The sequence below is a fragment of the Microbacterium sp. Leaf203 genome (genome assembly GCF_001421275.1).
Taxonomy (GTDB): Bacteria; Actinomycetota; Actinomycetes; order Actinomycetales; family Microbacteriaceae; genus Microbacterium; species Microbacterium testaceum_A.
Map to the genome: position 1 here is coordinate 842,262 of NZ_LMKF01000022.1, position 18,464 is coordinate 860,725.

15 protein-coding genes are annotated in these 18,464 nt (G+C 71.3%); 5 read left to right on the forward strand and 10 right to left on the reverse strand.

What is annotated here, in order from left to right:
- Positions 1–1,426: DEAD/DEAH box helicase (locus ASE56_RS16520; RefSeq protein ID WP_156371656.1), on the forward strand; the 1,426-nt coding region annotated here is incomplete at its 5' end.
- 138 nt (positions 1,427–1,564) lie between these two features.
- On the opposite strand, the gene ASE56_RS05125 is transcribed toward ASE56_RS16520, so the two are convergent.
- Positions 1,565–3,700, reverse strand: a complete 2,136-nt coding sequence (locus tag ASE56_RS05125) for an intein-containing Rv2578c family radical SAM protein (RefSeq protein WP_200914126.1) — start codon at positions 3,698–3,700, stop codon at positions 1,565–1,567.
- A 130-nt stretch (positions 3,701–3,830) separates the two neighbouring features.
- On the opposite strand from ASE56_RS05125, the gene ASE56_RS05130 reads away from it, so the two are divergent.
- Positions 3,831–4,952: a M15 family metallopeptidase gene (locus tag ASE56_RS05130; RefSeq protein ID WP_056225829.1), complete on the forward strand. Its 1,122-nt coding sequence runs from the start codon at positions 3,831–3,833 to the stop codon at positions 4,950–4,952.
- 1 nt (position 4,953) lies between these two features.
- On the opposite strand, the gene ASE56_RS05135 is transcribed toward ASE56_RS05130, so the two are convergent.
- Positions 4,954–6,195, reverse strand: a complete 1,242-nt coding sequence (locus ASE56_RS05135) for an LCP family protein (RefSeq protein ID WP_056225832.1) — start codon at positions 6,193–6,195, stop codon at positions 4,954–4,956.
- A 206-nt stretch (positions 6,196–6,401) separates the two neighbouring features.
- Between ASE56_RS05135 and ASE56_RS05140 the strand changes: the two genes are divergently transcribed.
- Entirely contained in the window at positions 6,402–9,974 is a 3,573-nt protein-coding gene (locus ASE56_RS05140) for a S8 family serine peptidase (RefSeq protein WP_056225835.1), read from the forward strand.
- Positions 9,975–10,031: 57 nt separating this feature from the next.
- Here the strand turns inward: ASE56_RS05140 and ASE56_RS05145 are convergent, their stop codons facing one another.
- From ASE56_RS05145 to ASE56_RS05155, 3 genes are all read right to left on the reverse strand, one after another.
- The gene (locus ASE56_RS05145) at positions 10,032–11,054 is read right to left on the reverse strand and encodes a pirin family protein (RefSeq protein ID WP_056225839.1); all 1,023 of its coding nucleotides are present in this window, start codon (positions 11,052–11,054) and stop codon (positions 10,032–10,034) included.
- Positions 11,051–11,389, reverse strand: coding sequence for a GNAT family N-acetyltransferase (locus ASE56_RS05150; protein ID WP_056225842.1), 339 nt, complete (start codon positions 11,387–11,389; stop codon positions 11,051–11,053). Before ASE56_RS05150 ends, ASE56_RS05145 begins: the two co-directional genes overlap by 4 nt.
- Positions 11,390–11,474: 85 nt before the next feature.
- Entirely contained in the window at positions 11,475–11,996 is a 522-nt protein-coding gene (locus tag ASE56_RS05155) for a CGNR zinc finger domain-containing protein (protein ID WP_056225846.1), read from the reverse strand.
- A 25-nt stretch (positions 11,997–12,021) separates the two neighbouring features.
- Here ASE56_RS05155 and ASE56_RS05160 point away from each other — a divergent pair, with 25 nt between their 5' ends.
- Both ASE56_RS05160 and ASE56_RS05165 read left to right on the forward strand, forming a co-directional pair.
- A complete protein-coding gene (locus ASE56_RS05160) occupies positions 12,022–12,216 on the forward strand; it encodes a hypothetical protein (RefSeq protein ID WP_056225850.1) in 195 nt (64 codons plus the stop codon).
- A 52-nt stretch (positions 12,217–12,268) separates the two neighbouring features.
- Positions 12,269–13,675, forward strand: coding sequence for a DUF5684 domain-containing protein (locus ASE56_RS05165; RefSeq protein ID WP_056225853.1), 1,407 nt, complete (start codon positions 12,269–12,271; stop codon positions 13,673–13,675).
- A gap of 110 nt (positions 13,676–13,785) precedes the next feature.
- On the opposite strand, the gene ASE56_RS05170 is transcribed toward ASE56_RS05165, so the two are convergent.
- From ASE56_RS05170 to ASE56_RS05190, 5 genes are all read right to left on the reverse strand, one after another.
- Complete coding sequence (locus ASE56_RS05170) at positions 13,786–15,114, reverse strand: S8 family serine peptidase (protein WP_156371616.1); 1,329 nt, start codon at positions 15,112–15,114, stop codon at positions 13,786–13,788.
- The gene (gene eccB / locus ASE56_RS05175; RefSeq protein WP_056225860.1) at positions 15,111–16,439 is read right to left on the reverse strand and encodes a type VII secretion protein EccB; all 1,329 of its coding nucleotides are present in this window, start codon (positions 16,437–16,439) and stop codon (positions 15,111–15,113) included. The genes ASE56_RS05170 and eccB overlap by 4 nt, the downstream gene beginning before the upstream one ends.
- Positions 16,440–16,442: 3 nt before the next feature.
- On the reverse strand, positions 16,443–17,777 hold the full coding sequence (gene eccD / locus ASE56_RS05180; RefSeq protein WP_056225862.1) for a type VII secretion integral membrane protein EccD: 1,335 nt from the start codon (positions 17,775–17,777) through the stop codon (positions 16,443–16,445).
- Between the two features lie 77 nt (positions 17,778–17,854).
- The gene (locus ASE56_RS05185; protein ID WP_056225865.1) at positions 17,855–18,142 is read right to left on the reverse strand and encodes a WXG100 family type VII secretion target; all 288 of its coding nucleotides are present in this window, start codon (positions 18,140–18,142) and stop codon (positions 17,855–17,857) included.
- Positions 18,139–18,459: a WXG100 family type VII secretion target gene (locus tag ASE56_RS05190; protein WP_056225868.1), complete on the reverse strand. Its 321-nt coding sequence runs from the start codon at positions 18,457–18,459 to the stop codon at positions 18,139–18,141. The genes ASE56_RS05185 and ASE56_RS05190 overlap by 4 nt, the downstream gene beginning before the upstream one ends.
- Between the last annotated feature and the right edge of the window lie 5 nt (positions 18,460–18,464).

The following is an 18,464-nucleotide window of genomic DNA, read 5'->3' on the forward strand; positions in this document are numbered from 1 at the left end:
TCCCGCGCGTTCGTTCGATCGTGACGAGCGTCCCCGTCGCGATGCCGGCGAGCGCCCCGCCCGGTCCTTCGACCGCAGTGATCGCCCGGCCCGTTCCTTCGACGACCGCCCGCGCCGCAACGACGGCCCGAGCCGTAGCGATTGGAACAACACCCCGCAGCGCTCCGCCGAGCACGAGCAGCGCGTCGACGTCGTGCACGAGCGCCTGCAGGCCGAGGCCGTGGACGCCGCGACCGTGACCGGTGCAGGCTTCGCCGAGCTGGGCCTGGGCGACAACCTCGTCCGCGCGCTGGCCGGTCTGGGCGCGGCCAGCCCGTTCCCGATCCAGGCGGCCACGGTCGCCCCGATCCTCGAGGGACGCGACGTCCTCGCCCGCGGCCGCACCGGCTCGGGCAAGACCATCGCTTTCGGTGCGCCGCTGGTCGAGAGCATCCTGCGCTCGCAGGCGGGTCAGCGCCGCGAGTTCGGTCGCGCCCCCAAAGCGATCATCCTCGCCCCCACGCGCGAGCTCGCCCTGCAGATCGACCGCACGGTACAGGTGCTCGCGCGCAGCGTGGGCCTGTTCACCACCCAGGTCTACGGCGGCGTGCCCCAGGCGCGCCAGGTCGGTGCGCTCAAGAAGGGCGTCGACATCGTCATCGGCACCCCCGGACGCATCGAAGACCTGCTGAACCAGGGCAAGCTCGACCTCTCGCAGGTGCAGGTCGCCGTCCTCGATGAGGCCGACCACATGTGCGAGCTCGGCTTCCTCGAGCCCGTGCAGCGCATCCTCCGCGCGACCAAGAAGGCCAGCCAGAAGCTCCTCTTCTCGGCCACGCTCGACCGCGAGGTCGCTGCCCTCGTCGACGAGTTCCTCGTCGAGCCGGCCGTCTACGAGGTCGCCGGCGAGGATCAGGACTCGAGCACCATCGAGCACCGCGTTCTCGTCATCGAGCACCGTGACAAGGCGCAGATCCTCGACTCGCTCGTCGACCGCGAAGGCAAGACCCTCGTCTTCGCCCGCACCCGCGCGTACGCCGAGATGCTCGCCGAGCAGTTCGACGACGCCGGTATCGCGGCGGTGGCGCTGCACGGCGACCTGAACCAGCAGAAGCGCACGCGCAACCTCGAGAAGCTCACCTCGGGTCGCGTCAACGTGCTCGTCGCCACCGACGTCGCCGCCCGCGGCATCCACGTCGACGACATCGACCTGGTCATCCAGGCCGATGCCCCCGACGAGTACAAGACGTACCTGCACCGCTCGGGCCGCACCGGCCGCGCCGGTCGCGCCGGCACCGTGGTCACCCTGATCACGCGCCAGCGTCGTCGTCGCATGACCGAGCTGCTCGACCGGGCCGAGATCCAGGCTCCCTTCGAAGAGACCGCGCTCGGCGACGACGTGCTCGAGGAGCTCTCGGGTCGTCAGCTGTCGAACGTCGACGCGTAACCCGCCTCTCGAAACCCCCGTCGCGACCGCGGCGGGGGTTTCGTGCATCGCGGGCGCGGAGACGCGACGCTCGCGCGAGCCGAGCGGGCACGATGCTGAGCGGGCTGCTCCTGCGTGAGATGTCGGGGAGCGAGGCCCTCAGAAGAGCGTCGGCTCGCTCGCGGGCGCGACGCGCGGACGAGTGGATGCCGAGACCCCGACCGTTCGCACGGGTCCGAGGCTGCTCGCCGGCGCGGTGCGTGCCGCGAGGCCGGGCTGGGGCCGGCCGCGCGGGTTGTCGTCCTCGTCCCACCCGTCCAACCGGTGCATGCGCAGGAGGGGGCGCATGCGTTTGCCGAGCCACGTGCGGTACGCCTTCGGTGCCGAGGTCGAGACACCCGGGTACAGCCCCCGGTACGAGGAGACCAGGTGCGGATGCTCGCGCTCGAGCCACTCGAAGAACCACTGCTTCGCGCCGGGCCGCAGGTGGAGTGCGCCGTAGACGACGCGCGCCGCGCCGGCGGCTCGAATGCGGGCCAGGGCGTCGTCGAGCGCCGCGACCGAGTCGGTGAGGTGCGGCATGACGGGCATGAGGAACACCGTCACGCGGAAGCCCGCGGCGGTAGCCGCGCGCACGGTCTCGAGCCTCGCCTCGGCACTCGGGGTCCCGGGCTCGATCGAACGCTGGAGCGCGTCGTCGAAGACCGCGATCGACATGGCCAACGACACCGTGACCTGTTGTGCGGCCTCGGTCAGCAGCGGGAGGTCGCGCCGCAGCAACGTCCCTTTGGTGAGGATCGAGAACGGTGTGCCGTTGTCGGTGAGAGCCCCGACGATGTCGGGCATGAGGCGGTACCGCCCCTCGGCGCGTTGGTAGGGGTCGGTGTTCGTCCCGAGCATCACGGGTTCGCGCGCCCATGACCCCCGGCGCAGCTCGGTGCGCAGTACCTCGGCGACATTCACCTTCACCACAATCTGCGAGTCGAAGTCGGCCCCGTAATCCAGGTCGAGGTACTCGTGCGTTTTCCGAGCGAAGCAGTTGTGGCTGATGACCCCGTTCGCGATGAAGTCTTCGGTACCCGTCGTTATGTCGATCATGTCGATGTCGTAGCCGATGTCTTCGACTTTGACGACCCTCAGGTCCGAGCTGGTCTTCACCGCTGTCCCTGAGACGTCGACCTTGCGGGTGATGGACGGCCGGGCGATATCGAAGAAGCGCTGCCGCGAGGCTAGCCCCCCGCGAAGACGGATGTAGGACACGCCGTTCGGGCGGGCGGGTTCGCGAACAGCATCGAAGTGGAACGCGGCGAGAGCCTCTTCCGTCAGCGAGAGGAGCTCCTCATTCGCATTGCTGATTCGCACGATCCCGCGCGAACTCGAGCCCTCCGCGTCGAAGATGCCCCCGAGGAAGCCCGCCATCCAATCCCGACTTCGTGTGCTCGGTATCGCGGTGTAGTCCTCGATGCGCGCAACATCCCGCATCTTGGCCGTGTGCAGAGCCGTCATGGGTCGGCGATGCGCGGGCACGGGGAAGGGCCGGACCATCGTGACGATGCCGATCTGCTCGAGAAGCTCCTTCGAGAGGTCGAGCGCTTCGCGATCGGCGAGGGCGAGTCGGAACCGGTGAATCGCGCGGACTCGGTTTCCGTCGTCGTAGGTCTTGTGAAGGATCATCGCGTCACCGCGCACCATGCCCGTCAGATACCCCTGGCGCCAGTCGGGACCCATCGCCTGTGCGTAGGGGCGGGCGCCCGTTCCGAAACCTTGCAGACGGTTCGACACCGTGAGGTGAGGGCGCTGTTCGCCCGCGAGGGGCGAGTCGGTGACATGCTTCCACCCGCGTTCCGTCAGGAACCGGTGGTCTGCGCTGCCCTCGATCTCGGTTCCATCAGCGAGGGTGACGCGATGGAGCCGTTTGCGAGTGGTCCACTTCGCGCGAACGGTCGTTCGGACATAGTGGCGATATCGCGCTCCCTGCTCGGTGCCGATGATCTCGTCTCCGACGCGGATCTCCGACAGCGGGACCTGGCGGCCGTCCGCTTTCAGGATGAGGGTGTCCGGGGAGAGGCAGTACGAGCACGCATGGCTGCACCCCCGGTAGGGATTCACCGTCCAGTCGAACGGCATGGCCGAGACGCCGGGCACGCGGTTCAACGCGCTCTTGCACAGCACCTCGTGGAATGTCATGCCGGCGAATTCCGGCGTGGTCACCGACCGCACGAGGCCGTCCATGCGCTCCATGCCCGGGAGTGCCGCGGTGTCCTCCACCCCCAGCTGCTGTCCCTGCCATCTCATGCGAACAGTCGAACACATGTTCGACGAATCGGCAACACGGCGCCCGAGTCGTTCGCGGAGAGGGTCGAGCACCCGCGACCCCGCCTCCACCCGGGTCGACCGTTCAGGATGCACCCGCGAGAATGGAAGCGTGACCAGCCACGACCCCGAGACCTCGCCCCGCCGCGCCGCGCGCGCGGAGGCCGAGCGACTCGCGACCGCGGCCCTCACCCTTCCCGTCGTTCCCGGTGGCGACGACTCCGCCGCAGCGCCTCCGACCCGTCGGGCTCTGCGGCGAGACGACGACGCCCCCGAGGCGGGGGAGTCCGAGCCCCGCGGCATCCGTCGACTCGCCCCCGTCCTCCTGCGCCGCCGCCTGGCGGTGGTCGCCGCGGCCGCCGTCGTGGTCGCCGGTTGCGTGGTGGCGATCGGGGCCGCCGCCTCGGGAGGCGGGCCCGACGGGTCCACCGACGCCGTCGCGCAGATCGCCGGCCCCCCGGCGGTCGCCGACGACGGAATCCCCGTGCCGCAGCTCGCGGCCGTCGCCGCCACGGCGACCCCGTGCGACGACCCCGCCTTCACCTCCGCGCTGGCCGCGGGAGACGACGCCGCAGTCATCGACGCGGCGGGGGGCGGGCAGGCGTTCCGCGCAGCGGTGGCATCCGGGATCGCTCCCTGCGTCTCGCTCTCCGACCCGAACCGCGAGTGGCTCGTGGTCAACAAGCAGCGTCCGTACGACCCGGTCGACTACCAGCCCGGCGACCTGGTCATGCCCGCAGACGTCCGCGCCCTCGAGGATTCCGCTCTGCGCGCCCCCGCCGCGCGCGCGCTCACCTCGCTCGTGAAGGCCGCATCCGCCGCCGGCGTCGGTGAGATCGGCTACCTCAGCGCCTACCGCTCGTACACGACGCAGAAGTCGACCTACGCCGGGCGCGTGGCGGTCGGGGGCGTCGCCGAGGCCGATCGCGAGAGCGCGCGGCCCGGCTTCAGCGAGCACCAGTCGGGGATGGCCGTCGACATCGTCCCCTGCAACGGTTCGTGCAAGACGCTCGACGACGTGGCGGCGTCTCCGCAGGGCGCGTGGGTGCGCGATCACGCATGGGAGTTCGGCTTCATCACGCGGTACGCCGAAGGGCGCGAGAGCGTCAGCGGGTACGAGCCCGAAGCGTGGCACCTGCGCTACATCGGTCCCGAGCTCGCCCGGGCCTACCACGAGGGCGGTTTCACGACCCTCGAGGAGTTCTTCGGGCTGCCTGCGGCGCCGACCTACTGACTCAGTTCACGACGCCGCCGCTGCAGGTCTGCTGCGCGGCGCTCGATCCGGTGATGGCGGGCGGGAGGGCGACTGCTCCCGTGTTCGGATCGACCTCGCCGGGCTCCGGCGCGGGGCCCTCCGTCGGCGCCGGCTGTTCTCCGGGGGCCGGCTCGGCGATCACCGTGCCGTCGTTGACCGCCACTCCTCCGGTCACCTCGATCGACCGGTTCTCGCGCAATGCGTCCCAGAGCACCTCGGCCGCGGCGTAGTTGGGCGCCACGCGGTTGGCATCCGAGCGGGCCTCGACGGTCGGGTACTGCACGAAGACGATGTCTTCGAAGGGCACGTCCTTCACCGCGGAGGCGACCTGGACGAGGGTCAGGGGGTTCGTGAGGCTCTGCGTCGGCGTGACGTTCCGAAGGCCGGTCGAGGCCAAGCGCAGCACCGTCGAGGGGTTCGACAGCACCTCTTCGCTGACGAGCTTGCGCGCGAGGCGGGACATGTACTGCTGCTGGTTGCTCACGCGGGCCAGGTCGCTGCCGCCCACTCCGTATCGGGTGCGCAGGAACTGCAGCGCCTCGAGGCCCTGGATGGTCCGCGGTCCCGCTTGCCAGTCGATGCCCGTGTTCGCATCGCGCATGTCGCTCGCGAGGCAGATCTCGACGCCGCCGATCGCGTTGGTGATCTCGATGACGCCGCCGAAGGTGACCATCGCGCCGAATTGGATCTGCTGGCCGCTCATATCGGCGATGGCGGTGATCACGCACGAGAGTCCGCCGTACGTGTAGAGCTCGTTGATCTGCAGGGTGCCGCCGCCGAAGCGGCCCCCGTCGGCGGTGTCGCACGCGGGGGCGTCGAAGATGAGGTCGCGCGGGAACGAGACGACCGTGACCTTCCGGGGTTCCTCCGAGATGTGCACGAGGATGTTCACGTCGTTCAGGCGTCCGCCCGCGTCCGCACCCTCGCAGCGGTCACCCAGGAGGGCGATGAGCTCTTCTTCGCACTCGTCGATGCCGACGAGCATCATGTTCACGCCGCCCGAGAGCGCCCCGAGGTCGGGCGGGACGGCCGGCTGATTCTCGACGACCACGGCTTCTTCGACGAAGTCGGCGGTGAGGTCGTACGCCGTGTACGACACGACTCCGATCACCGCGACGGCGCCGACCACCGCGGCGACGGCGAGGAGCTTCGCGAGCTGGCCGAACGGGTTCGGCGAAGGCAAGCGGGCGTGCTGCGCGACGGTGCGACGGCGCCGGGGCATGGCTCCTCCTCGGGTTTCGTCGAGTCTAGGGGGACCGGATGCCGGGACCCCGGCGCGACGACAGGGGGGGCGAAGCGAGGGTCGCCGTTTTCGGACCCCGTCCAAACTGAACGTTGGTGATGAAACCTCTCTGAGTTATGTTTGTGCAACGCGCGCCACCGATGCCGCGCAGATCGCTCAATTCATCCCCCCGTTTGGAGCGCACGATGGGTCGAACCCTGCGTTCGGTCGCGGCCATTTCCCTGGCCGGACTGTTCACCGTTGCCGGAGCCACAGCCGTTCAGGCTGCCGACGTGGGCGAGGAGGTGACGCCTCCCACACCCATCGAATCCGCGACGGGCCGGTACATCGTGGTCCTCGACGAGGCCCCCGTCGCCACGTACGAGGGCGGCGAGCCGGGCCTCGACGCCACGAAGTCCGACGAGGCGCGGCTCGATGCCGACTCCCCGCAGGCGCGGAAGTACTCCGCCTTCCTCGAGGAGCGTCAGCAGAACGTCGCCGACGAGGCGGGCGTCCGCCCCGATGCCACCTACACGATCGCCGTCAACGGCTTCAGCGCGAGCATGGACCCGAACCAGGCCGCCAAGCTCGCCGCGACCAAGGGCGTGCAGAAGGTCGTCCCCGACGAGATCCGCCACCCGGTCGCCGTCCCCTCGACCGAGTTCCTCGGCCTCGAGGGCGACAACGGTGTCTGGCAGAAGATCGGCGGCATCGGTTCGGCCGGCGAGGGCGTCGTCGTCGGTGTCGTCGACACCGGCATCGCGCCCGAGAACCCCGCCTTCGCGGGCGAGCCGCTGGGCACCACCGCCGGTTCAGAGCCGTACCTCGACGGCAACGACGTCGTCTTCCGCAAGGGCGACGGCACCGACTTCCGCTCCCCGCGCGTGGCCGAGGGCAACGGGTGGTCGCTCTCGGACTACTCGACCAAGCTCGTCGGCGCCCGGTACTTCGACCAGGGTGCCGCCGCCACGGGCTTCACCTTCGAGGCGGACTACCGCTCGCCCCGCGACGGCGACGCGCACGGCTCCCACACCGCCAGCACCGCGGCGGGCAACAACGGAGTCGACGCGAGCGTCGAGGGCATCGACTTCGATGCGATCTCGGGTGTCGCCCCGGCGGCCAAGGTCGCCGCGTACAAGGCGTGCTGGGCGGGTCCCGACCCGCTCGTCACCACCGACGACGTCTGCGCTCTGAGCGACCTGCTCGGCGCGATCAACGCCGCGGTGTCCGACGGCGTCGACGTCATCAACTATTCGATCGGCGGAGGCGCGGCCACCACCACGCTTTCCCTCGAGGACCAGGCGTTCTTCAACGCCGCCGCGGCCGGCGTCTTCGTCTCGGTCTCGGCCGGCAACTCCGGGCCCGGCGCTTCGACCGCCGACCACGCCTCGCCGTGGTACACCACCGTCGCGGCATCCACGATCCCGACATACGAGGGAACCGTGAAGCTGCCCGACGGGTTCCAGGCCGCGGGAGCATCGGTGTCGGTGCGCGAAGGTCAGGATGTGACGGCACCCGTCGTCTACGCCGGCGACATCGCGGCATCCGGAGCCGATCCCGCGAACGCGGCGCTGTGCCTGATCGGATCGCTCGATCCCGCGAAGGCTGCCGGAAAGATCGTCGTGTGCGATCGCGGTCAGAACGCGCGCATCGAGAAGTCGCAGGCGGTGAAGGATGCCGGTGGCGTGGGCATGATCCTCGTCAACGTCACGCCGGCCTCGGTCGACAACGACTTCCACTCGGTGCCCACCGTGCACATCGACGCGCGCTACCGCGACGCTCTGCTCGCCTACGTGCGCGGGACGGCGGACGCCACCGCGACCCTCGTCGGCGAGAACGTCACGGGCGAGACGACACCGACGCCCCAGGTCGCGGGCTTCTCGAGCCGCGGACCGATGCTCGCCGACGGCAGCGACATCCTGAAGCCCGACGTGTCGGCTCCGGGTGTCGCGATCCTCGCGGCGGCGGCCAACGCGCCCGGCGCCACCCCGACGTTCGAGTTCCTCTCGGGCACGTCGATGTCGTCGCCGCACGTGGCGGGCCTCGGGGCCCTCTACCTGGGCGAGCGCCCGCTGGCGGCTCCGGCCGAGGTGAAGTCCGCGATGATGACCACCGCGTACGACACCGTCGACGTCGAGGGCGCTCCGGCTCAGGACCCGTTCGCGCAGGGCGCGGGCCACGTCGATCCGACGAAGTACTTCGATCCGGGTCTGTTGTACCTGAACGGTCCGGCGGACTGGGCGGCGTTCCTCCAGGGCAAGGGCCTCGAGGACTTCGGCGTCGCCCCGATCGACGGCAGCGACCTGAACCTCGCGTCGATCTCGATCGGCTCGCTCGCGAAGCCGCAGACCATCACGCGCACGGTCACCTCGACGAGGGCCGGGACGTTCTCGGCATCCATCGACGTCCCCGGAGTGGATGCCACGGTCGAGCCGGCCACGCTCGAGTTCGCCGCGGCGGGCGAGCAGAAGACGTTCACCGTGACCTTCTCGCGGACGGACGCGGCTGCGGAGCAGTGGACGAGCGGGTTCCTCACCTGGACCGGCGACGGTACGCAGGTGCGCTCGCCGATCGCGATCCGTCCGGCCACCGCCGAGGCTCCGGCCGAGGTCTCGGGCACCGGCCTGTCGGGATCCACGGCGGTCGAGATCCTTCCGGGCGTGGGCGGCGAGCTGCCGCTGAGCGTGTCGGGTCTCGTGGCCCAGACGCTGCTGGCCGATCCGGACAACCCGGTCGCCGGTCACAGCGGTAACCAGGACTCGGGCGACGCCGACGGATACGTGCGGTGGACCGTCCAGGTGCCCGAGGGTACGACCCTCTCGCGCTTCGACCTGGACTCGTCGGACGACACCGGCAGCGACCTCGACCTGTTCGTGTCGCGCGTGGTCAGCCCCGACGACCTGCGGTACTACGAGCGGTTCACCTCCGCGACGGCCTCGGCCGACGAGCGGGTGACACTGACGAACCCCACCGCCGGCACGTACCTGATCGAGGCGAACCTCTACTCCTCGACCGGACCGTTCACGTGGGACATGACCTACGCGAACGTCACCCCCGGCGGCGAGGGACAGCTGACGGCAACGCCGAACCCGATCCCCGTGCAGCAGGGCGCCGCCGTCTCGTACGACCTGTCGTGGCAGGGGCTCGCGCCTCAGACGCGCTACCTCGGTGTCGTGCGGTACGGCGACTCGGACGTGCAGACGGTGCTGACCGTCGACTCGGGCGAGGCCGCTCCGGCCGTGGTCGAGGCTCCGACGGTGTCGGGCACGGCCAAGCTCGGTCGCACCCTGACCGCGACTCCCGGCACGTGGAACCCGGCCGATGTGACCACCGCGTACCAGTGGCTGCGGGACGGAGAGCCCGTGAACGGCGCCACCTCGGCGACGTATCGCGTGCAGCGCGCCGACCTGGGCCGGGTGCTCAGCGTGCGCGTGACGGCGACGGCACCCGCCAACGGTCTGACGGGCACCGCCGACAGCGCCGGCGTGCCGGTCGTCGTGGGCTCGTTCACGACGGTGAGCGTCGACCCGTGGGTCGGTCGCACCGGTGACGCGTACACGCTCACCGTCAAGGTGCGGCCGCTGAGCGGACCCGCGCCCCAGGGCGACGTGACCGTCACGGTGGCGGGCAAGGAGTACGTCGCCACCCTGCAGGACGGGAGGGCCACCATCACCCTCGACCCGCAGACGCGCGGCGTGAAGCTGGTCAAGGCCGTCTACGGCGGCAGCGCGACGGTGGAGGCCTCGCGCGCCAGCAGCGCGTTCATCGTGTTGCGTTAGTCGTCGTCGGACCATCGCGGCGCTCGGGCTTCGGCCCGGGCGCCGCGAGTCGTCTTGTCAGCCCCGCCGCTTCCGCGGCGTGAGCCGCACCGCCGGGAGGGGAGGGGCGGGAATCCGCTCGGGGCCGTGGTCGATCACGGCCCCGAAGCGCGGCGCCTGCGCTTCCCACGCCTCGCGGGCCTCGACGATCTCGTCGTGCGAACGGCCCACGAAGTTCCACCACATGACGATGTCGGCCTCGAACGGCTCCCCGCCCAGCAAGAACACACGGGCGCCCTCTGCACTCCGCAGCTCCAGGTGGTCGCGTCCCTTGCCGAGGTAGACCAGCCGCGAAGGATCCACGGATGCCGTGGGCCCGGCCTCGGGCGCGGACCCCGGGCGTCGCGCGGCGTCGGCATCGGTGGCATCCATCCCCGTCACCGCCTCGACGGTGCCCGTCATGCCGGAGACCGCGTACTCCCAGTCGGGGTGCAGAGGGATGCGCACCGTGACACCCGGCGCGAGGCGCAGCTCGGCCCCGACGATGGGCGTGTGGACGGTCGCGGGCGAGGCGACTCCGTCGAGCTCGCCCATCACCACGATCGCGTCGGCCCCGTGGCCCAGATCGAGGACGGGGAGGTCCTCGTGGCGCTCGAAGGCCGGAGCTCCGTGCCGCCGGGTCTCGGGCAGCGCCACCCAGAGCTGCAGGGCGTCGAGGGGGATGGGCCCCTCGCCGACCGAGTACTCGGAGTGCGCGATGCCGGCACCACTCGTCATGAGGTTCAGGGCGCCGGGACGCACGATGACGTCGCTGCCCACGGCATCCCGGTGTCTGACCTCACCGATGATCGGCCACGTCACCGTCTGCAGCCCGATGTGCGGGTGCGGTTCGACGCGCATGAGCGTGTCCTGCGGGCCGAAGCGGTCGAGGAAGCACCACGCGCCGACCATCGGCAGAGCACGGTGGGGGAGGGTGCGGTGGACCTCCATGCCGCGGACGCCTCCCAACGGCACCTCGCGCGCTGCCACGATGAGCGCGCGCGGGCCGTCGCACGCGACCGGACCGTCGGCCTCGGGAGGCTCGACGTCGAGTCGCGTCACGAGGGTTCGCCGGGGCCCGCCGAGTCGGCGGCGTCGTCGTCGTTCGGCCACTCCACGACCAGGCCGGGCACGTCGTGCTCGCGCAGGTAGTGCGCGACGAAGGGGCAGGAGGGAATGACGCTGCCACCACGACGAGCCAGGTCGGAGAGCGCCTCGCTCGCCAGAGCGGAGCCGAGCCCGCGCCACTTGAACGAGGGGTCGATCTCGGTGTGGGGGAGCACGGTGCGGTCGTCGTCGATCGCGCGGAACTCGAGGAAGCCGCCGAGCTCGTCGCCCACGTGGATCTCGTAGCGGCGGGCGTCGTCGTTGCGGGTCACGGTCAGTTCGTCGGCCATGGGGTCTCCTGTCGTCGGTAACGACAGCAACGTACGTGTGGGGGCGGGTGTTCCGCCATCCCCGCGGCGCCTCTGCCGTCGTTTGCTAGGACGCCTCGCGCGCTCGATGGCGGCGCACGGCGGCGCGGTTGGCGCAGCGCACCGAGCAGTACCGCTGCCGACCGTTGCGCGTGACGTCGACGACGACGTTCGTGCACGGTTCGGCGGCGCACCGGCCGAGCCGGGTCATCCCGCGCGTGACGAGGTGCAGAGAGGTGCCGACCGAGATGACGGCGGCGAGCACGCGGGGGAGCGCCTCGTCGCTGTCGCGGTAATGCAGGTGCCACCCCTCCCCGTCGTGGTCGGTGAGGCGGGGGTAGGCCGTCACGGCCGCCATCTGCGCGTTGAGGAGAGCCGCGCGCGCGTCGGGGTTCGTCTCGTCGACCACGCGGAGCCACTCGTCGATGACGGCGCGGGTGAGCGGATGATCGTCGGATGCCGGGGGGAAGGTCATCGTCATCCCCATCTCTCGGGTGCGCGCCTCGATGCCGTCCCGATCGGCGGGCCACTCGTTGGCGAGGGACGCGGCGAGCAGGACGGCGTACTCCCCGTAAGGGTTGAGATGCATAACGGCATTACATCACGCTGGATCCATGACCGCCCCGCACACGATCCCCCTGGCCCCCTCGGCATCCGTCCACGAACACGCGTGGGTCACGGAGTCGGTCCACCTCACCAGCGACGGGCGCGTGCGGTACGTGCTCTGTGCCGGATGTTCCGTGCGACGCGTCGACGTCGACGCGGCCGCGGTCGTTCCCCCGACCGCACTGACGCGTGAAATCGGCTGACGGCACACCGCGCCGCACGGTAGCGTCGAAGCAGACTGCTGACGGGGGACGCATGCTTGTTCTGAGCCTCATCGCGGCGATCGCGGGCGCGATCCTCGTGCCGGCGATCGCGCTGCACGTCTGGTACGCCATCGGGCTGTCGCGTGTCTTCGCCACGCACGGGGGAGAGCCCTGGCGCGCCTGGATCCCGCTGGTCAACGAGGCCGAGCTGTTCCGCCTGGGGCGGCTGGACCCGGTCCGCGCCGTCCTGCTCGTGGTCCCCGGCGTCAACATCTACGGTCTCGTGCTCAAGGCCACCGCCGCTCACCGCCTCGGCCAGACCGCGGGGCGCGGCGCCGGTACGACCGCCCTCGCGGTGATCTTCCCGCCCGTGTGGGCGACGATCCTCTCGGCACGCCCGCGGACGGATGCCGCGCCTGCCGGCGACGTCGCCGACGAGAGCCCGATTGTCCTGAGCGAGACGGCATCCGGTCCGATCACCACCATCCCCGGTACGAGCGCGGCCGAGGTCGCGACCGCGGGACGGCGACGTTCGACCGCCGTCGCGGCTGAGTCGGTCGCGGTGCCGGTGCTGCCCGGTCCGGTCGACATCGATGACGAGGTCGAGCACACGTCCCTTCACCCGTCGCGGCGGGCCGCTGCGGAGGCGGCCGCCGTGGACGCCGCGGAGTCGGGTGTCGCGCCCGCGGGGCCTCAGGTGCCCGCGGCTGCTCCGGGCGGCGAGCCGCCGCTGACGCGCGCCCCCGCGACGCCGATCGCAGCCGCGGCCCTCGACACCGGCGCTGCCGGGGTGGTTCCTCCCGCCGCCTCGCGGGCCTCGGCGCCCGTGAGCGCGTCGGCGGAGGTAGCGCAGGGCGCTCCGGCGGAGACCCCTGCTCCCGAGCCGGACGCGGCCCCCGCGTCGACGGTGGCGGCTTCGCCGTCCCCCGAGGCCGCCGTGCCGCCCGCCGAGGCCGGACAGCGGGCTTCCTCGGCTCCGGATACGACCCCCGCCGTCGACGACACCGGCGTCGACCGGGTGGGCGAGACGACGGATGCCACGGCGGCTCCCCGAACAGACGGTGACGCCGCCCCCGCTGCCCCCATCGACGAGCTGACGCAGACAGCGCGCCCGCGCTCGCGGCGACGGGGGGAATGGACCCTGGCCCTCCCCGACGGCAACCAGATCGCGTTGACCAGCCGCACCGTGATCCTCGGACGCAAGCCCGGCAGCGGAGAAGACGCGGTGCAGTACGTCGCGGTCGTCGACGACACGCGCACGATGTCGAAGCAGCATGCGCGCCTCGAGTGGACCGTCACCGGCTGGAGCATCACCGACCTCGACTCGACGAACGGCGTGACACTGATCCACGACGACGGGCGTACCGAGCGGGTCGGTGGCGGGGCGACCGCGATCGCGACCTCGCGCTTCCGCCTCGGTGACGCGCACATCGAGCTGCGGCCGGCATCGGTGGCCTGAGCGCTCGGTCCGCGACGGTGTCGCAGTTCGCTGAGCCGTCGCGCTGTTCGCGCTGACGGCCGGCGCCGGATCTCCGCGCTGACGGGCTACCGGCGCGGCGCGGGCGCTGGCTACTCCTGCTCTTCGGGCCCGTAGAGGCCACGGCCCGTGGGGGCTGCGCGCCGGGGAGCTGTCTCTTCGCGGCGACGGCTGACGTAGATCGCCAGAGCCCCGATCGCGCCGAGGGCGATCAACCCGGCGACGCCGATCCCGGTCGCGGTCGTGATGGCCGCGGCATCCGGTCCGGGTCCGATGACCACGGCGACGGCCTCGGGCGTGGCGCTCGGCGAGGCGGAGGGGCTCGCGGCCACGAAGGGGCTCTTCGGACCGCGCAGGCCGGTACCCGGAACCATCACGATCGCGTCGTAGGGCTGCACGACGCCCCACCCCGAGACGTTGGAGCGGGTGTCGGGCTGCGCGCGGACGGCGGTCGCCTCGAGCCGGTATGCCCACTGCGCGGGGGTTTCGGAGGGATGAGCGGATGCCACGAGCGCCGCGGCCGCAGAGACGTACGCCGTCGCCCAGCTGGTCGCCGGCTCGTCAGCGCCGACGACGCAGTCGCCTCCGAGCGGCCACGACGAGGCGATGGCCTGGCCGGGCGCGGACAGGCTCACGTGGGGGCCGTGGATGCTCGCCGTGGTGACGACTCCCTCCGACCCGACCGCGGCGACGCCGATGACTCCGGAGAAGCCCGCCGGGTAGCGCGCTCCGTCCTTGTCATCCTGCTCGGGGGAGTCGTTGTTCGTCCGGTTGCCGGCGCTGGCGACGACCAGACTGCCGCGCTGCTGCGCATAGGCCACGGCATCCGCGAGGGTGGCGTTCTTCTCGCTCGTGCTGATCGAGACGTTGATGATCTGCGCGCCCTGGTCGGCGGCGTAACGAATTCCCTCAGCCAACCGTGCGGTGTTCGGCCCGAAGCCCGCCTCGACGAGCTGCTTCTCGACACCGGCGTAGACACGAACGGGCAGGATCTTCGCGTCGGGGGCCAGGCCTTCGACGCCTGAGCCGGAGATCAGCTGGGCTGCGATCTGGCCCGCGATCACCGTGCCGTGCGCGTAGTTGTCGGTGCGCCCCGCCCCATCGGTGCCGTCGGGCACGAGGTTGACGCCCGGGAGCACGATCCCGTCGAGGTGGGGATTCGCGGCGACACCCGAGTCGACGATGGCGACAGTGACACCCGCCCCCTTGGTGAGCGGCCAGGCCGACGAGCTCTGCAGCGAGGAGAGAGCCGCCGGGGTCTCGGGGACCCGCGTGGAGGCCGTGCACTGGCTCTGCGTGGTCGCCGCCACGACGGTTTTCGAGGGTCCGGCGGCGGACGCGGGGGAGGGGATTCCGATCAGCAGGATCCCCGCGGCAGCCGCGACGGCGGCCACTCGCGCGGCGCGTGAGCGCAGGGTCACTTCGTCTCCGGCGTCTGCTGCGCGGCGCCCTCGCTCAGCGAGGGACCGGTACGCAGGAGCGCGGTCCACCCGTCGGGGATCGAGCCGACGTCGTTCGTCGAGTAGCCGAGGCGGGCGATGGTGTCGTCGGTCGCTCCCGGGAGCGGGAAGGCCGTGCCCGTGGCATCCACCAGCGTCAGGATGCTCGTGTTGTCGTCACCGCGGCCTCCCGCTCGCACGAGTGCCCCGTGACTGGGGTCGACGCGCACGCCCGCGGTGACGGCCGTGGACGACGGTTGCGTGGCGAGGGTCGTCGTGGCCTGGCCCTCGCCGCCGGTGAGCACGGCACAGGGGCGCTGGCCGGCGGCGACGGTTTCGAAGCCGACGGGGGGCCACTCGTCGCCGAGACCCTGCTTGGCTGTGGCGAGCCCGCGGATCTCGTCGGCCGTCACCTCGGTGACCTTGCCCTTCAGCGCTTCGCCGCTGCCGAGCTGGTAGAGCTGCCAGGCGAGGGGCGAGAGCGATTCGAGCACTCCGCCGGTCTGCACGAGGAAGCGCTCGTCTTCGGGGGCGCCCGCCTGACGGATGACCTGGCCGACGCGCAGGGACGTGTTCGCCACGGGCTGGCCGAAGTTCTTCAGAGTGATCGGGGTGAGCGCCGTGCCGGCGGTGAAGAGATCGAGCCAGGATGCCGGGACGGTCACGGGCGACAGCGAAGAGATCCCGGCTGCGCGCAGCACCGCGTCGGCGACCTCGCTCGACACGGCGAAGCTGCGGCCGCCCTGCACGACGTGGAGGATGCCGTCCACCGACACGACGACGGCGCGGTCGGTGGCGGGGGTCGGGCCCGCGGCGGACGAGATGCGCACATCGAGACCGGCGTCGTCGGACACGCAGGCGCTCCAGCCGGTGTTGATGAGGCCCGACACCGGGGGCAGCTCGTCGGGCGCGCCGGTGATACCGAGGGTGTCGCCGACGGGGGTTCCGCCGAGGGTGGACGAGTCGGTCGAGATCACGCCGTACTCGTTCGCCGGAAGCAACAGCCGGGCGCTGGCGGTGTTGATCACGGGGTGGAGCACGCCGTCGACCGTGACGAAGCGGGCGCCCGTGTCGGAGACGAGGACGAGCTTGCCGTTCTCCCAGCCGGTGGGCAGGCCGGGGCGGATGAGGCCGTAGAAGACGCCGACGAGCACCACGATGATCGTGAGCGCGATCGCGGCGATGACCGCCCGCAGGGGCGAACTCGGCTGAAGCTCTTTTCCTCCCGGGGCGCCGCTGACGAACGCGGTTAGGAGGCGTCGGCGCGAGAAGTTCTGCGCCTCGATCAGATCGCCTTTGGTGGCCATGCGTCAGGCCAGACCGGACGAGATGACCGCGAGGGGCAGGAGAGCGGCCAGCACGAGGAGCTCGGCCGTGTCGGCGAGACGGATCAGCCGCAGCCGCGTCTTGGGGGCGAGCAGCGTGACGGTGACGACGCAGACGGTGGCCACCGCGAGCACGACCAGGATGCCGACGCGCAGGCCCGGCTGCGCGAGCGAGGCCACGACCCCGGCGACGACGAGCCCGATGATGCCGGTCGCCATAACGGTCAGTACTCCGGAACGAGCGAAGGTCTGGCGCGAGGGGAACATCATGCCCGCGAAGGCGAGAGCGCACACGAGGGCGCCGGTCGCGTTCTGCGCTGCGACGAGAGGCGTCGCCACGAGGACCGCCGCGGCGAGGGCGAGGCGCAGGCCGATCAGGATGCGCTTGCCCTGGGCGACGCGGGCGGCGATGTCGTCGGCGTCGATCGGCTGGGGGTCGGCGAACATCTCGGCGTCGCTCTGGGGGGAGACGACCCGCAGTCGGGTCGTTCCCAGAGCGAGCCATGGCAGCGCGCCGCCGAGGGTGGCGATGACGCCGACCATGAGCGTCCAGACGGCGGCCGCCGGGAAGAACGCGGCGAGGGTTCCGGTGACCCCGATCGCGCCTCCTGCGACGAGGGGCGCGAGCTGGAGCTCGGCGCGGTCGCGGGTGAGGGCGAGCGAGACGCCCGCGATGAGGAATGCGCCACCGCCTGCCGCGGCCATCGGCCATCCCCACATGGTGAGCGAGGCCGGGACGGCGATGAAGCCCGCGACGGCAGCGAAGATGGATGCCGCCATCCCCAGCCCCTGACCGGCTTCACGCTGGCCGAGTCGCGACACGACGGCCGAGACGACGAGCAGGACGACGGCCCCGCCGCCCGCGACGAGGGCGCCGAAGGGAAGGGCGCGGCCGGCGGCGAGGAGGAGGACCGCGCAGACGCCGAGGAGCGCCAGGCTGACCGCGAGGGCCGTGCGCGCGTTGTCGCGCGTGGTCCACGGGCGATTCTGCTGGGTGGTGGCGTCGATCACGGCCTCGACGATGTCGTCGTAGACGCGCGGTTGCGCGACAAGCCCGCCGCGGACGAGGGTGAGGACTTCGCCGTCGACGATGCCCTGCGCGGCGGCCCCGCGCGAGGGGTCGACGCTGGTTCCGTCGGAGCGCTGGAGCGCGTAACCCGCCGAGGTCATCGACGGGTCGAGCACACCGAGGGACCGTGCGAAGCCCGGTAGGAACTCGATGACCGGCACCTGCGCGGGAATCGCGATGTCGAGTCGGCGTCCCTCGCTCTGCACCGACAACCGCAGCAACGCTCGTGTCGCATTCATGACGTCAGCCATCTGCGGCCCCCTCTTTCCGGACCGAAGCCCCCTGCGGTCAGACCCCGAAATCCTATCGGTGGGTCAGGGGTCGGATGTCAGTGGAAACGCGCCGCCGACGCGCGATCGGCGGAAACGTAGTCGTCCGCGATCGAGTCGGTGGCGTTCGAGATGCGCTGGAGCACGTCGCGCATCTGCTCGAGCGTGGCGCTCCACTGCTGCTGGGCGTTGTTGTACGCCGCCTGCGCCGCGCCCTCCCACTGTCCCCGCAGACGAGTGACCTCGCTGTCGAGACCGCTCAGGGTCGAGTCGATTCGCGCACTCTCGGAGCGGAGTCGAGCAGCCGCAGCGTGCAGCGACTCAGGGGTGACGCGGAAGTCGCTCATGATTGGCCTCCCAGCATCGTTCCGAGACCATGGATGGTCGTGCGGTGTTCTTCTTCGACGGCTTCTTGGTCGCGGGCCGTGGCCTGAAGCGCGGCGCTGAGAGTGATGAGCACGTCGTTCAGCTTCCGCGCCCCCGCCGTCCACTCCTCGACGAGGACGCCGTAGGAGCTTGCTGCGTCGCCCGACCAGTTGCCGCGCAACTCGTCGAGTTCCGCGAGCACCCGCCTGGTGCTGTCGGCGATGTCGGCGTGAGCGCCGTTCACCACCTCGGAACCCCGGGCAAGGGCTCCCTCTTCCGCGGAAATGCGGTCAGACATGTCGT